Annotated in this window: 10 protein-coding genes; 9 read left to right on the top strand and 1 reads right to left on the bottom strand. The window is 47.6% G+C overall.

What is annotated here, in order from left to right:
- Positions 1-5: 5 nt before the first annotated feature.
- Positions 6-1,775: an SWIM zinc finger family protein gene (locus tag QP794_RS27740; RefSeq protein ID WP_285079971.1), complete on the bottom strand. Its 1,770-nt coding sequence runs from the start codon at positions 1,773-1,775 to the stop codon at positions 6-8.
- A 279-nt stretch (positions 1,776-2,054) separates the two neighbouring features.
- Here QP794_RS27740 and QP794_RS27735 point away from each other — a divergent pair, with 279 nt between their 5' ends.
- From QP794_RS27735 to QP794_RS27695, 9 genes are all read left to right on the top strand, one after another.
- Positions 2,055-2,873 (top strand): endonuclease/exonuclease/phosphatase family protein, encoded by an 819-nt coding sequence (locus QP794_RS27735; protein WP_285079970.1) that lies wholly within the window; start codon positions 2,055-2,057, stop codon positions 2,871-2,873.
- A gap of 235 nt (positions 2,874-3,108) precedes the next feature.
- Complete coding sequence (locus QP794_RS27730; RefSeq protein ID WP_285079968.1) at positions 3,109-4,698, top strand: S-layer homology domain-containing protein; 1,590 nt, start codon at positions 3,109-3,111, stop codon at positions 4,696-4,698.
- Between the two features lie 253 nt (positions 4,699-4,951).
- The gene (locus tag QP794_RS27725) at positions 4,952-7,294 is read left to right on the top strand and encodes a glycoside hydrolase family 88/105 protein (RefSeq protein WP_285079967.1); all 2,343 of its coding nucleotides are present in this window, start codon (positions 4,952-4,954) and stop codon (positions 7,292-7,294) included.
- 319 nt (positions 7,295-7,613) lie between these two features.
- On the top strand, positions 7,614-8,951 hold the full coding sequence (locus QP794_RS27720) for an ABC transporter substrate-binding protein (RefSeq protein WP_285079966.1): 1,338 nt from the start codon (positions 7,614-7,616) through the stop codon (positions 8,949-8,951).
- Between the two features lie 46 nt (positions 8,952-8,997).
- The gene (locus QP794_RS27715) at positions 8,998-9,948 is read left to right on the top strand and encodes a carbohydrate ABC transporter permease (protein ID WP_285079965.1); all 951 of its coding nucleotides are present in this window, start codon (positions 8,998-9,000) and stop codon (positions 9,946-9,948) included.
- Positions 9,945-10,793, top strand: coding sequence for a carbohydrate ABC transporter permease (locus QP794_RS27710; protein WP_285079964.1), 849 nt, complete (start codon positions 9,945-9,947; stop codon positions 10,791-10,793). The genes QP794_RS27715 and QP794_RS27710 overlap by 4 nt, the downstream gene beginning before the upstream one ends.
- Positions 10,794-10,820: 27 nt before the next feature.
- Positions 10,821-12,812, top strand: a complete 1,992-nt coding sequence (locus QP794_RS27705) for a cache domain-containing sensor histidine kinase (RefSeq protein ID WP_285079963.1) — start codon at positions 10,821-10,823, stop codon at positions 12,810-12,812.
- Positions 12,809-14,413, top strand: a complete 1,605-nt coding sequence (locus QP794_RS27700; protein WP_285079962.1) for a response regulator — start codon at positions 12,809-12,811, stop codon at positions 14,411-14,413. Before QP794_RS27705 ends, QP794_RS27700 begins: the two co-directional genes overlap by 4 nt.
- 53 nt (positions 14,414-14,466) lie before the next feature.
- On the top strand, positions 14,467-15,012 hold the full coding sequence (locus QP794_RS27695) for a GNAT family N-acetyltransferase (protein WP_285079961.1): 546 nt from the start codon (positions 14,467-14,469) through the stop codon (positions 15,010-15,012).
- Positions 15,013-15,737: the final 725 nt, after the last annotated feature.

The raw sequence follows: 15,737 nt of genomic DNA, 5'->3' as shown, positions 1-15,737 counted from the left end.
TAGGCTCATGAGATCAACTTACCTTTCCGAAGCTCTTCCTGTAGGGCGCGCAGTCGGCTATTGCGAACGGCCAATGTGGTGATAAACTGCTCCCAGTGCTCTTCCTGCTTCAATTTTTTATAAATTTTGGACAGCCGCTTCAACAGCTTCACTGCTGCTTTGTAACCGTCCCTGTTTTTGTGCCCGATATAACGATCCACTGCCTGATGGTAGAAAGGAAGCAGTAATTCGGGTGCCTCCTTCTCAATCGGCTGTAGCACAGCGACACGGAATTCAAGTGGCTCTGTCCCCGTGCTCAGTTGAAAATCCATCCATCGCCGCCACTGTCCCCGGGAATGCATCGCTTCTTCATAAGCCGGACGGGAATGAGGCAGCATGCTGACCAGTGTGTTCCACATGCGGTGCTCTACAGCAGGCAGATGATGAATGGCTGTGTCCCACAACTGCATGTAATCATTCAGAGGGGAGTTACGCCGGTTCGCTAGCAGAGGTCCAAGCTGAACTAACCACTCGCCCAGCCGTTTCCAGTCCGAGGAATCTGCAAGTACGTGAAGAAAATGCAGCAGATGCTCCGGCGGAATGCCATATGCCGAGCTTCCGCTGGTTAATCGTTGCCAAGCCTGTTCATCTTGTCCCAAATGGAAATACATCCAGCTCTGTGCCAACACCAGTGGCAAGGGCAGGGTGATCGATTTAATCGGCGCACCGCTCCCGTTTGCGGTCAGATTTGCTACGCTCAGCACGCTCTCACCAGGTTTATCCGGTTTGGAAGCAGAGGTTAGGCCGTTCTCCATTTCCTGTAGAAACTCCAACTCTGACTCCAGCGTTTTCCGGTTTTCCAGAAGATGAGGTACGATCCAGTTTAACCAAAGCTGTCGATAGATTGGCGTAAAGAACATCATGCTGGATGTCTCGGATATCATCTGCGTACGCAGGTACGCAGAGGTTTCCTCAAGCCGATTCCAATGCTGTTCAAGCTTCGTGCCTTTCAGACCGGAGAGATCCAGCGGACGGCTAAGGATCTGTTCCAACCCTTTCTGGAGCGCATCCACGGCAAGTTGGGCAGGATAGCTCAGATACACAGGTGTATGTGTGATTGAGTTGCGGCCAGGCACACAGAAACGAATCAGGTACAACTGAACATGCAGCTCAAATAACTGGTCCATGCCAGCGGACAGCTTAGGTTTGATGGAATAGAGCTCGTCCAATGCGGCCTGCACATACGATGTACTTGGCGTGCCTGTTCCTAATCGTTTGAGGCATGCCCGAAACAGTTCATGCCATTCCGCAATCTCAAGTTCGGCAAGTTCTGTTGCACGTTCCTTGATCTGGCTATACTGATTATCAGGGATGGTGAGATCCTCTTCGTGAGAAGTGTAATCGGAACGTCCCGGAGTTGCTATAGCGGCAGGCTTTGGAGCCTGTTTCAGTGCCGTACTGGAGTGTGCGTTCACAATGCCGTGTACAGGTCGCCCCAGTTGCTCCGCGTAACCCATTAGAACGGCTATCATATGTTTGCAGCGAGAACCAACCGGACAGGTACAGTGACTGGTGTTTAGCGATGGCAAGCTCAGGGTTACCTCATAGTCATTTGAGCCTTGCACTTCAGCCAAAATCCCGCCTTGTTCGGTGTAGGTTAATGGTCCGACGCGTTTCTGCTTATAATATTGGAATCCACGCATAATCGTCAGGTTGTTAAAATGCTCGGCGACCTGCCTGATCAGCTGTTGCCACTGCGCATCATCCATTTTCATGTCATTAGGTATGTTCATCATTCCATCTCCTGGGGAAATCATAGGTTCAGTCATCACCACGTCTTGACGTAATGGTGTACATTTCATATATCCATCATATCAGTTATCGTGTGCTCCGTGCATCGGTTCTGAGAACTTGGAAGAGACTTTTTGACAAGGGAAATCCAAGAGTGCTGTTCTCTACTTTCTACCAGAAACCATGCGAAAAAGCCTCGTATTGTGTATGCTTAGGGTATGTATTCCTTTCAGGAACAATGCAGGCGGGACGCCGACCAAATTTCAATCAACAGGAGAGAGCATATGAAAATACTTACGTTAAATACACATGCTTGGGTGGAAGAGGATCAATTGAACAAGATTAGTCAGCTGGCCGATTTTATCAATAAACATCAATTCGATGTGATATCTCTGCAGGAGGTCAATCAATCCATGCAGGAGGAGCTGCTGTCCGCCGAGGAACTGAAACATTACTACGCAGCGGATTCCGAAGCTGTTATTAAAAAAGATAATTATGCCTACGTTCTGCTCCGGCAGCTATCTGAGCAATATTACTGGACATGGATTCCGACACATGTCGGCTTTAGCATATACGATGAAGGCTTGGCGATCCTGAGCCGGACACCGATCTCACAGGCTTTTGGTGAATATGTATCCCACATGAGGGATTATGACAACTACCGGACACGTAAAATTGTCGGAATACAGACAGTGGTTGAAGGTGAAGCGACTTGGTTTGTGAATGGACATTATAACTGGTGGAATGATGATCAGGAACCTTTTAAAGGCCAGTGGGAACTGACCGAGAGCAAGCTTGCTCCATACATGGACCAGCCGTTGTATATTATGGGTGACTTTAATAATGTGGCAGAAGTCCGCGGGGAAGGATACGACTACATGATTGGCAAAGGCTGGAATGACCTGTACACAACAGCTTTGCAAAAGGATGATGGAGCGACCGTGGTCAAAGCCATTGCTGGCTGGGCGGATAATAAACGCGATCTGCGTATAGATTATATTTTCTCCAACCGACCTGTACAGGCCAAGTCCTCGACTGTGGTTCTCAATGGAAAGAACGGCCCTGTGGTCTCTGACCATTACGGCGTAGCTGTGGAAATTTAACACGAAGACACTCTTGTACACGATTTTTTTATCAAAATGAAACGAAAGCCTCCGCTCACTTCCTTAAAGGAAAGTGCAGTCGGAGGTTTTTTATTTTCAGCCTTTGGCAGACTGTTATACAAAAGACTCATGTTTGTTCAGAATCGGTTCAGAGCCCCTCTATATAATGTGGATTATCGTACATGTCCATATTATTTTAGTAATTTTCCATTAGATTTTGAGGGGGAGCACTCTTTTGAGAAAAAATCATTTCATCAGCTCGATTCTCGCGGCATCCTTGTTGACAACATCTTTGTGGACGACACAGGCTAACGCCGCAGTATCATTTACCGATATCGATAGATCCTACGCCAAGGATGCCATTGTAGAGTTGCAAACTGAAGGAATTATCGCCGGATTCAGTGATGGTCGATTTAATCCGTCAGGTATGATCACCAGACAGGATTTTGCCATCCTGATTGCCAAGACGTTAAAGCTGGATGTAACCAATAATGCTCCATCCAATCCGACATTTACAGACATTCCTGTGACCAGCTATGCCTATGCTTCTGTTGAAGCGGTATACCAAGCAGGCATTTTTAAAGGCATGGGAAGCGGGAAATTCGGGAGTGGCCAGACATTATCCAGACAGGATATGGTCGTAACTTTGATGAGGGCGATGGGAACGGATGTATCGGGCAAAGGTGTTTTGTTAACATTCAAGGACAGCGCAAGTATCTCGGAGTATGCGAAAGATGCAGTTGGAGCGGCGCTCGAAGCTGGATTCATTATCGGTGATCAAAACAACATGTTCAAACCGGCTTTGCAAGCGGATCGTCAAGCTGCAGCATTGACGGCTTCCCGATTACTGCAAACGATAAAGGAAACACCTGCTCCACAACCTGCTCCACAACCTGCACCACAACCTGAACCAGTACCGACACCAACACCAGAGGTAACACCAACGCCTGTGCCTACTCCATCCCCATCTATCAGTTGGAATAATAACGGGTCATCATCGAGTGGAAGTGGTGGCGAAAGTACGAGTCCATCTGTGCCTGCGGATATAACAGCACCGATGGTCGATGTAAGTAAATTTAGCATTATCGATAATTACAGCACAACCTGGGATCAAGTTCAGGGCGATCCTGGAGCAGTCAGCGAAGAAGGAGCCGTTGTAACTTTCTATAGATGGACTGATGCGAATACGAACGGTGTCGTGGATGAAGGAGAGTTGGACGAAGGAATTCCCCTTGCCAAAAGCAAAGCGGATGGTTCTCTTGCGCTTACCAAGTTGGAAAATTTGATTCCGGGAGACTACAAGTATGTGGTTACCGCCAAGGATTCAGCAGGTAATGAGTCGCCTAAGGATGCATCACATGTGCTGGCATTTACGCTGGTGAAAGGAGAGATGCCAGTAGACGTGCCGACTATAGGGTCCAATAATTTTGGTTTCGACTCAAGCAACGCAAAAACCAAGTATCTTCAGGTTCAATATGAGAATGCTCCATTTTCTTTAAACTACGAAGTAGGGGAAGATTTTGTGGACGGCATAATTGAGTACTCTACGGATGCTTTCCAGTTTAGCGTAAATGATTCTTATGTACTTGATGGTGAGTCTTATACGATTGATAGCAGTCAGATCAGCAATGATGGTCATACGCTTAAGATTAAAGTAAGTGTACAATCCGGCACACGTATTACTTTGCAATTGGGCAAAAAGATGAATGAGACAAAAGGTCTATATGATTTGAACATTCGCGTTGATGCTGACGGCGAAGGATTAACGAAATCCGTATATGAAGAAACCGGGAAGCTATTCGTTAACTTTGATATTTTCGGATAAGTGCAATTTAAATGAGACGGACTACAACGATGTAGTCCGTTGTATTGTTTTACCGTCAGACTGAAAACACAATTATTTATTTGTAAGCGTAATCAAAAATCTGTAGCCACTATAGAGCATGTCAGTTATACTTGGATTATTATTCGTCTGTTCTGAAGGTTAACAAGCCATCGTGACCCCTTCAACAAGGGAAATTCTCACGAAGGTTAAGCGCTATACCTTGTATGATAACAGAGAGGGATGTGGGCATTCAATGACAACGTATTTTAGTGAACCGCAGAGCATGTATTATCGATTCGGGGAAGATCAGGATCAAGTACTGAAGGTGCTGGCTGAGAGGTATATTGGGGCCAATGCGCAGGCTGATTTTGTATATCGGGTATTCCAGAAGTCTGGTATTTTACAAAACGAAAAAGGTCTGTATGATCTGAATTTGAACAATCGCTTCCCTGATGCCCCAAAAGGTCAGGTTTCCTACGCCGCAGCGCTGGTTTGGGGGGATGAAGATCGAAATCTGGATGTGCTGGTCCGCTGTTATGGACCGGTTCGCTTCTATTTTAACGAGCAATTGGTATATCGCTCCACAGTAATGGATGAGATCAGCCTGGACGCGACCGTGAAGCTGGGAATCGACATTAAGCCGGGCTGGAATACGTTGTTGCTGGAGATGAAGTCTACACCTGCGGGCTTTGGATGTCAGTTTGGCTCGGACGAGGGGAAAGTGCGCATTCTGAATGTGCTCGCTCCTTTCCAGGAGAGACAGGGACAGGCCGGATGGGTGTATTCCAAACCTGTAAATTCGGAAGAAACGTTCTCGTTTAACCTGGACCATACATGCGAAATAGCGGAGGACAGTCAATCAGAATGGAACTTGCTCGGAAAAGAAGAGAATCACAGACTGGAGTGGCTGCCAGAACCGCAATGGTCAGCGGAAAAGCAGACGCAACCGACACTTGAGCGAATGTACGGACATCTTCCTGGTCAGCGAATTTATGCGTGGACACGGTTAATCAACAAGGATTCAAGCGATTGCGCCATCCGTTTGACTGGTCAATCTTCCGGGCCACTGAATGTATGGCTGAACGGCGAATTGGCGTTTCAATTAAAGGGAGCGGGTCCATTCGACGTGGAGATACCCGCATCTTTTGGACGGAACGACCTGTTGGTTCGCAGTGAATGTAGTGATACGGCTGGGCTATGGGATTTTGTTATAAACGCAACGGTGAATGGAGAGCAACTGGAGCTGGAGCTTCCTCAGCGTGTGCACGGAGCTTCCGGAGAGTTGTGGTTATATCTCGGCCCTTTTAAATCGGAGGAGATCGAACCTGATTTGCAGGATCTGATGCGTACAGATCGGGTGTATAAAGGAAGTATAATGCAGGATAACCGAGAAGAAACCGGTAGCTATCGGGCACAAAATGGACGCGTGTATTGGCAGCTGGACAGGCCGGATGCGTGGATACGACCTTATTATGAAAATGCAATGCTCAGTAACAAATGGACAGTAGGCAGTGTGACCAACTATGGTCGCTGGGACTACCCATTGGGTGTCACCGTGTATGGTCTGTTGCAGACCGGACGTTATTTGCAGCGACCTGATATTACGCGTTATGCCGCAGATCATGTGCAGGCGTGCACTCGAATGGATGAGTACTCATTATGGGATAGGGATCAGTATGGTTTCCCGGCGGTTAACCAGCAGTTGGTTATGCTGAAAATGCTGGATAACTGTGGCTCGTTTGGCTCTGCGATGCTGGAGGCTTATTCAGAATGTCAGGAGCCGACGTTCTTGCCTATTGCGGATCGGATTGCGGATTTTATGCTGACACGGTTGGAACGACAGCCAGACGGTGCATTTTACCGCGAGTGTATCGGAGAATTTGCCGAGAACACCATGTGGGCAGACGACCTTTATATGAGCACACCGTTTCTCGTGCGGTATGCCCAACTGACAGGGGATATGTCGCCATTGGATGAAGCGGCCAGACAATTTTTACTGTATCGGAAGTATTTGTTCATGCCGGATTTCAAGATCATGTCTCACGTATACGATTTCAAATATGGACAGGCGACACAGATTCCGTGGGGACGGGGAAACGGATGGACACTCTTTTCGTTGTCTGAGGTATTGGATGCTTTGCCGGCAGAGCACCCAGAGCGTCCGGCTTTAATTGCCTTCTTCAATGAATTATGTGAAGGATATGCAGCTCTGCAAGGAGAGGGTGGATTATGGCGTCAGGTATTGAATGATTCGGAAACATACCAGGAGGCCTCCTGTACCGCGATGTTTGCCTATGGTTTTGCACGGGGAGTGCGTTTTGGCTGGTTAGATCAACCTGCGCGTTACATTGAAGCTGCTGAGCGGGCTTGGAACGGATTGACCTGTAAAGCGATTGACCGTCATGGAAATGTACATGGTGTGTGCAGTGGATCAAGATATGCCTTTACCGCAGATTACTACAATAAAGACCTGCTCACGGTGACGAATGACAATCACGGAATTGGCATTATGATGCTGGCAGGAACCGAGGTAGCGAAGATGAAGAAACATCTGGCTCAGCATAAGGTGTCATCAACTCCTGTGACGCAATCCTGAATGGGTCAGTAAAATCAGTAAAGGACCATCGTTGAGATGTAGCAAGGCACGGCCCGCTGTATAAAGATTGCAGTATATATGATAACCACCGGGGCATCATTCCTGGTGGTTATTTAATCACTATGAATATCCATCTATATCTTGCCGAATGAAAGGCGATCTTTGGATTTATGCAAATGCTCGATTGAATGGACCTTTGTCCCAACCCCTTACTTTTTTGACAGGAAAGCTTACTTTTGTTTATGTCATGAGCAGCCATAGGCCGTTACAATAGTTTTGTAAGCGATTCCACAATAGCAAAAGGGGAGGAAATTCATTCATGTTGAATACCAAAAAGTGGGTAACCCTGTTCTGCCTATCCCTGTTAATGTTCGCTACAGCCTGTTCCGGAGGATCTTCAGGACCATCTGCTTCCTCCAATGAAGGAGGGGATGATGGTGAGGCTTCCGGCAAAATTGAACTTCGTATGACCTGGTGGGGGTCGCAGACTCGCCACGATCTCACGACCAAAGTGATCAAGCTGTTTGAGGAGAAACACCCTGGCATTACCATCAAACCGGAATATTCCGGTTGGGACGGATACTTTGACAAACTGACCACACAGGTAGCCGGTTCCAATGCGCCGGATATCATACAGATGGATTATGCTTTTCTTACCGATTTTGCCCGGCGTGGTGCTTTACTTGACCTGACCCCATATGCAGAGAGCAAAGAGCTGCGTACAGACGATCATGACAAGAGCATGCTCAAAGCCGGATCAATTGACGATAAATTATACGCAATTACATTAGGTGTAAATGCACCAGGTGTCATCTACGACGCGACCGTATTCAAGGAGCTCGGGATCGAGGAGCCGCAGGAAAGCTGGACATGGAAGGATTTTAGCGATATCGCTGCCAAGATTGCAGCAGAGAAGGGTGACGGTTTCTACGGTTCGGCAGATGTTTCGGGAACCACCAACATGTTTGAAGTTTTTATCCGGCAAACAGGCAAGGGCCTATTTGATGGCGGGACGCTGACAGCTACCAGTGAAGAGCTTCAGCAATGGTTTGACATGTGGGGGGCACTTCGTGAGAACGGGGGTGCGACCTCTGCAGAAGTGACGGCATCCACAACGAATGCACTCGAAACGCGCCCGATTTCGCTTGGTACAGCAGCTATGGATTTTGCCTGGTCTAACCAATTGCTGACGTTCCAGCAGGTAAACAAAAATCAGGATCATAAGCTCGGGATACAAGTGCTTCCGCATGGTGTGGATGAAAAGCAAATCGGTGAATACCTGAAAGCGGGCCAGTTCCTGTCCGGTTATGGCAAAACGAAGCATACGAAGGAAGTGGCGATGTTTATCGACTTCATGGTGAATGATCCCGAAGCTACTGCTATTCTCGGTTCGGAGCGCGGAGTACCCGTCAATTCCAGCATCCGTGAGAAGATGCAGCCTGCGCTGCCCGAAGCGGAGCAAGCGATCTTCCAATTTATCGATGTCGTTTCGAAAAACTCCAGTGAGATTGATCCACCCTACCCGCAAGGTTTTTCCGAAGTGGATACCAGCTTCAAAAGTGCAAGCGAGCAGATCGCCTTTGGTCAAAGCAACACACCGGATGTAATTGCGCAGTTTATTGAAGGTGCCAAAGCGACACTTGCGTCGAGTCAATGACACTTGAACGGTTCCATACTTCATATTCCGCGGGGAGGTTGCGAAGATGAGTACAACACAGGTCACTCAAGCCCGAACCGAGCGTGTGGCAGCCCGGCGGGTGAAACGGAGATATGCCCATAATGGAGCAGCGCTTCTGTTCCTGGCCCCATGGCTGGTTGGTTTATTGTTTCTGACACTTGGCCCGATGCTCGTTTCCTTATATATTTCGTTCACCGACTACAGTATCCTGGCTGCCCCTTCCTGGGTCGGTCTGGATAACTACACTACGATGTTTACATCGGATAAGCTATTCATTCAATCGCTCAAAGTCACATTTACGTATGTCGCCGTATCCGTTCCGATCAAGCTAATCTTTGCCCTGCTGGTGGCAATGCTGTTGAACAAGGGCATTCGCGGGCTTGGCATCTACCGTACGGTGTATTACATCCCAACCCTGCTTGGGGGCAGTGTAGCCATTGCGATGCTGTGGCGCAAAATGCTGGGCGGGGACGGACTTCTTAATGGTTTGCTCGCCATGATCGGCATTAAAGCACCTGATTGGGTAGCCAACCCGAAGTATGCCCTGTATTCCATCGTGCTGCTGTCGGTATGGCAGTTCGGATCGTCGATGATTATTTTCCTGGCAGGTTTGAAGCAGATTCCACCTGAATATGACGAAGCTTCTGCGGTTGACGGTGCCGGACCGCTCCGGCGATTCTTTTATATCACACTGCCAATTCTGTCACCGGTGATCTTTTTCAATCTCGTGATGCAGCTGATCACGTCCTTTCAGTCCTTTACTCAGGCTTTTGTCATCAGTAATGGCAGCGGGGGGCCTGTCAATTCAACATTAATGTACTCTCTATATCTGTACAAAAAAGGCTTTTCGTTCTTCCAGATGGGTTATGCATCGGCGATGGCCTGGGTGCTGGTAATCTTGATCGGTGTCTTTACATTGCTGGTATTCCGCAGCAGCAAGCTGTGGGTGCACTATGAGGATGGTGGAAAATCATGATTGGACAACGAAACTCTGGTGCATGGGTAGTCGCCAAACATGTACTGATCTCGGGCATTGCCTTTGTCATGCTTTATCCGGTGCTCTGGATGTTGGGCAGTTCTTTCAAACCGGGACATATGATCTTCACCGAAACCTGGTTCTGGCCGCAAGAATGGAATTGGCAAAATTACATCAATGGCTGGACGGGCATTCAGGGCAATCCTTTTTCTCGTTTTCTAACCAACTCGGTTGTCCTGTCGCTGGGCGCTGTACTTGGCAATGTCATCTCTTGCTCGATGGCTGCATACGCCTTTGCCCGATTGAATTTTCGGTTCAAAGCGATTTGCTTTGGCTTGATGCTTATGACGATCATGTTGCCACATCATGTGACGTTAATCCCCCAATATATCCTGTTTAACCATCTGGAATGGGTGAATACGTATCTGCCTTTGGTCGTGCCGAAATGGTTGGCGACTGATGCATTCTTCATTTTCCTAATGGTCCAGTTCTTCCGGGGATTGCCCAAAGAGCTGGATGAAGCGGCTACGATTGATGGATGTGGTCCTGTACGAATCTACACCAAAATTATCATTCCACTGGCCTTTCCGGCGCTGGTAACGACCATGATCTTTACCTTTTTGTGGACATGGGACGATTTCTTCAGTCAGTTGATCTATCTGAGTGATGTCAGCAAATACACGGTGCCGCTGGGCCTTCGCCTGTTCCTCGATTCAAGCTCCCAATCCGATTGGGGTCCAATGTTTGCAATGTCAGTGCTGTCGCTGGTGCCTTGCTTTATCGTATTTATCGTGTGTCAAAAATACTTCGTGGAAGGAATCGCGACCTCCGGGCTCAAAGGGTAATTCCAAGACGAAACGAGTTGATTCCACATGCGGAAACGAAGATTGTCGCTATTCCTAAATCGAAAGCTGCAACAAAGCAAGCTCTCCACGTTGATGGTGACTTGCTTTATTGCGTTTAACCTGCTGCTCGTCTCTGTTATTGTCTGGTTGGCATATCAGTCATTCTCTGCCGTCACGTTTACCGAGATTAGCAAAGCGCGGCTGGCTCTCCTGAACGAAAGTACACGCCGGGGATTTGATTTTATTACAGGTGTGACAGGGACGGCCTATGCTCTGGCGAGCAACCGTGAGCTGTCCAATCTGCTGGAAACAAAGGGAACGGGAAGGCTGACACAGATTCACCAACGGCGCGAGGTATCCAAAATACTGGAGCACACGTTGGTAGTCAGTGAGGGCATTACATCAATAGAGTTGTATACGGATGCCTTCAACGGTGTCACCGTCACAATGGCTGAACGCATCTATCCAGTGGATACGATTGCCGATGATTCATGGTTTGCAGCACTGCAGCAGGCGGACGCGGCCTGGGTACCTCTGCGGGAAAATGAGTCTGGCCAATCGCTAATCGGATACGCCCAGCGAATCTTTGATAGCCGGGGCGGGACGGTGGCCTACGTGCTCATCCGCCTAAGTCGCGAGGATATTGTACGCAGATTTGCGGATCTGCCCATGGTGCTGGATGGACAGGTACTGTTGGTGGATACCGCAGGGAACGTCGTCATGCAGATGGGCGATAACAATTTAGAGGTAGCGTCTGGTAGGGAGTTGAGCTCAACCAATGAAGCCTCCAAACTTTTTTCTTCTATTAATGCATCTGCTGCTAGGGAAAGTGAACCGGTTGTAGATCGTGCATGGATTCAGGAGCATGTTGAACATGGAGAGGACGGATTTGAAGTGGTTTCCGGCAAGCCCGGTGGGGCGCAGCTTGTTCTATATTCAAGACCTGCCATGCTTCAGTGGCGTCTGCTACAGACTATCCCTGTGCACACACTGTTATCTCCTGTGAGGCAGGCAGGATGGCAGGTCCTTGGAATAGCCGTACTGGGGTTATTATGCTCGGCGATACTCGCGTATTTGTTCGTGCGGCGGATTGTCCGCCCCTTGCGTCAGCTGATCAAACGGATGAGGCAACTGGAGAAAGGGGACTTCAATACCCGGGTTCAGCTTTCGTTCACCGAGGAATATGCCCATTTGGCGTATGGTTTTAACCATATGGCTTCACAGCTGACAGAGCTGATGGACCAGGTCAAGGAAGAGAGCCGCGCGAAGCGTGAAGCTCAGACCGGTTTGCTGGAGGCGCAAATCAAACCGCATTTTCTCTACAACACACTCGACATGATTCACTGGCGTGCTCTCGATTATGAAGCCAAGGATATCAGCCGTATGATTGTGCAACTAAGCAAACTTTTACGTATTGGATTGAGCGGAGGCAAACTATTTATCCGGGTGCGTGATGAGCTGGAGCATGCCCGTTGTTACGTCAGCATTCAGTCCGAGCGGCTGCCGTTTTCCATTGATTATCAGGAACATATCGATCCGCTAGTGCGCGGGTGCTACATTCCCAAAATCATTTTGCAGCCCTTTATCGAGAATGCGGTCATGCATGGGCACCCGAAGGAAGGAAAACTTCGCATACAGGTGGATATGCGGGAATCGGAGAGCAGCCATTTACCTGAGGTGAAGGATTCGCCAACCAGCCTTATCATCGAGTCACCAGAGTCATCGGAACAAGGCATCCAATCTATGGGCTATCGTTCGCCCAGAAAGTCTGCGCACGCATCCAAAATCATCATTCGCATTATGGATAACGGACAGGGCCTGCCTGAAGATTGGAAGCTGGAAGAGACGTCTGGGATTGGTATACGAAATGTACATCAGCGTATTCAGCTGTATTGTGGGGCCGGGTATGGTGTTGATATACGTGCAGGTGAATCAGGCGGGGTAGAAGTGACCATTACACTGCCGCGCATTGAGACGGAGGAGCAATTAAACTTTTGGCTGGGCGGTGAAAATGAATGAAAACCATTATGCTTGTAGACGATGATCCACATATTGTAAAAGCATTAACGGACCATATTAATTGGCCCTCTCTTGGCCTTAGCATCGCAGGAACGGCTTCCAATGGCATGGATGCATTGGAGCTGTTCCATCGGCTGCGTCCGGATCTGGTGATGACGGATGTCTATATGCCAGGCATGACGGGACTTGAGGTCACGCAAACATTGAGGCGGGACCATCCATATCTGCCGATCATCATCCTTAGCGGATATGATGAATTCGAGAATGCCCGGGCGGCTATGCGCTGGGGTGTAAATCATTTTTTGCTGAAACCCGCGGAAGTGGAGGAGATTGAGTCTGTTTTGCGTGAGGTATTACTGGAACAGGATGTGCGTGAGCGGCATGAGCAGCTGGAGCGGACGTACAAACAGGAGATTGGGCGGGTGGTTCCCTATCTGCGCAAATTGTTTCTCCATGAACTGTTAACTACTCGCTATAAGGAAGAGGAATTGCCTGCGGAGCGTATGGATTATGTGGGTATTCGTATGCCTGCTCAGGTACGCGCCATCAGTTTGCAGCTGTATCGGCCTGCATTTCTGACACGGATGAAAGAGCGGGACTGGCAGCTATTAAGGTATGGGGCAGCGGATATTATTCAGGAGACCGTCAGGGAGCAGACTTCGCAACTAAATGAATGCCAGGTGGAGATCGTGGACTATTCGGATCAGGTGTTTGTACTGCTTCTATTTGGTGAGAAGGATCTGCTAGAACATATGGAGTCGATTGTTGAACGGATGATTGATCAGATTTTTACGTACCTCAAGATCGAAATGAGTGCAGGGATTGGGACGTCCAAAGTTCACTTATGTGAAGTGATGGACTCCTATCTGGAGAGCAGGGATGCGCTGGAAAAAGCAGAGTTTCAGGGTGGGAGCCGCGTATATCGTTATGATTCAACAGATTCCTCTACGTCGAGTGTGACGGATTATTCGCTATTGCTACGACATTGGAATGAGTTCTGGGCGGATATGAGGACCGATCTGGCAGAGGAATTATGGATTCAGATTCGCAATCTGCTGAATGAAGGGAGTGGTACCAGTATTCAGGATGTGCAGGTTGTGGCGGTGAGCCTGTTCAACACGCTGATTCATAGCTGGAACCGACATTATCCTACACTGGCACCGCCGGTAGCGATGAGTAATTTTTTGCGGGAAATTCAATCGAAATATGGGCTGCAGGATCTGATATGCTGGATGGACGGCATTATTCAAAACTGGATGGAACAGACACGGAAAGAGATGGGCGAGAAAAAAAGCAATAAACTGGTGGAGCAGGTGAAACAGTACGTTGAAATGAATTATGCTGAAGAGATCAGTTTTGAAGGCATTGCCAAGGGCCTGTTTGTACACCCCAAATATTTGAGCCAGCTATTCAAAAGAGTAACTGGAGAGAACTTTGTAAGTTATGTGAACGGGTACCGGATTCAACGAGCGATGGAACTGTTACAGTCAGGGCATTACATGGTCTACGAGGTTAGTGAGATGACCGGGTTTCGCAACGCGACGTATTTCAGTCAGGTGTTCAAGATGCTTACGGGCAAGAGTCCGTCTGAAATCGGGTAGAGCTATGAATAGGATTAGGCAAAAAATAAAGTGGATTGGGTGGATAATATCGTATGATCATCGATCAACAGGAGTTTAACGTAAAAGGATTGACCTATTCAATTAGGTCCGCAGAGGAACAGGATGCTAAGGCATTGTCTTCACTACGTGTACAGATGGATGGAGAAACCGAGAACATGGATCGCGAACAAGGTGAAGGGTTCATTGACCCGACAGGATTTGAAGAAATAATCCGGTTGGACACGGAAAGAAAGAGAAACCTGTTTCTCGTCGCACTCGTAAAGGATCAAATTGTAGGATACTCCCGATGTGAAGGTGTGGATCTAAAGCGATTTTCTCATAAGGTTGAATTTGGTGTTTGCGTATCGAAAAAGTTCTGGGGTTACGGGATCGGCAAGAAACTGCTTGCACTTTCGATAGAGTGGGCAGATACAAATGGAATTGAGAAGATGAGCTTGAACGTGGTAGGAACGAACGATAAAGCGATGGAGCTTTATAAGGGAATGGGCTTCGAAATAGAGGGGACATTGAAAAAGGATAGACGACATGCGGACGGTCGGTATTACGATACAGTTATGATGGGAAGATTCAGGGGCTGAGGTGGAGAAACTGGTGAGGGGGGAGTTGGCTAGCGATATCTGCAATCCTGTCTATTGTTTCAAAAACGATTCTATTATATGAAAGAACAAATATTAGAGTCATTACCCATCTCTCACGGAGAGAGAGTTATTATCTATTAGATGTAGATTTCCTGAAACATGATTTCTTATCTCTGTATATAGAGGTTATTGAGTATGTGCGATACAAAAGTAATGATCCCTTAAGCTGCTTGATCGTGTTTGTTAAAACGAATAGACACTCAGTTTACTATGAACAATAACTATTATCACTTCATTTTAAGATAGGGATTCTTAACAGGGTTATAGTTTTAAATAAATTAATATTAATTATTAATTAAGGGTTGCAATTAGTTTTTCTACATGGTATATTCTAAGTCCGGCCAAGAAAACACGAGAAACACGGTGCGGCAAGCGAAACAATTAAGCTTCGAAAGAAACTTAAAAAAAAGAGCTTGCAAAGTTGGTTCGGATGTGATAAGATATAAAAGTTGCTGAGATGAACGAAACTTAGTAACGAAACAAGTTTGATCTTTGAAAACTGAACAACGAGTGAGTAACGATCTTGCTTGCAAGATCGACGCTGAGAAATCAGTACACGTCTTCGGACCGTATGATTTCGAAGCAAAAATAAATGAGATTTTTAATCTCGTCAGTTTCAAAATGAGCATATCGCTCTTTTCAATACTTTATTGGAGAGTTTGATC

It is taken from the genome of Paenibacillus sp. UMB7766-LJ446 (genome assembly GCF_030226665.1).
GTDB classification, from domain to species: Bacteria; Bacillota; Bacilli; order Paenibacillales; family Paenibacillaceae; genus Paenibacillus; species Paenibacillus vandeheii.
The sequence above is the reverse complement of the archived record's forward strand: the minus strand, read 5'-3'. Positions and strand labels throughout refer to the sequence as shown.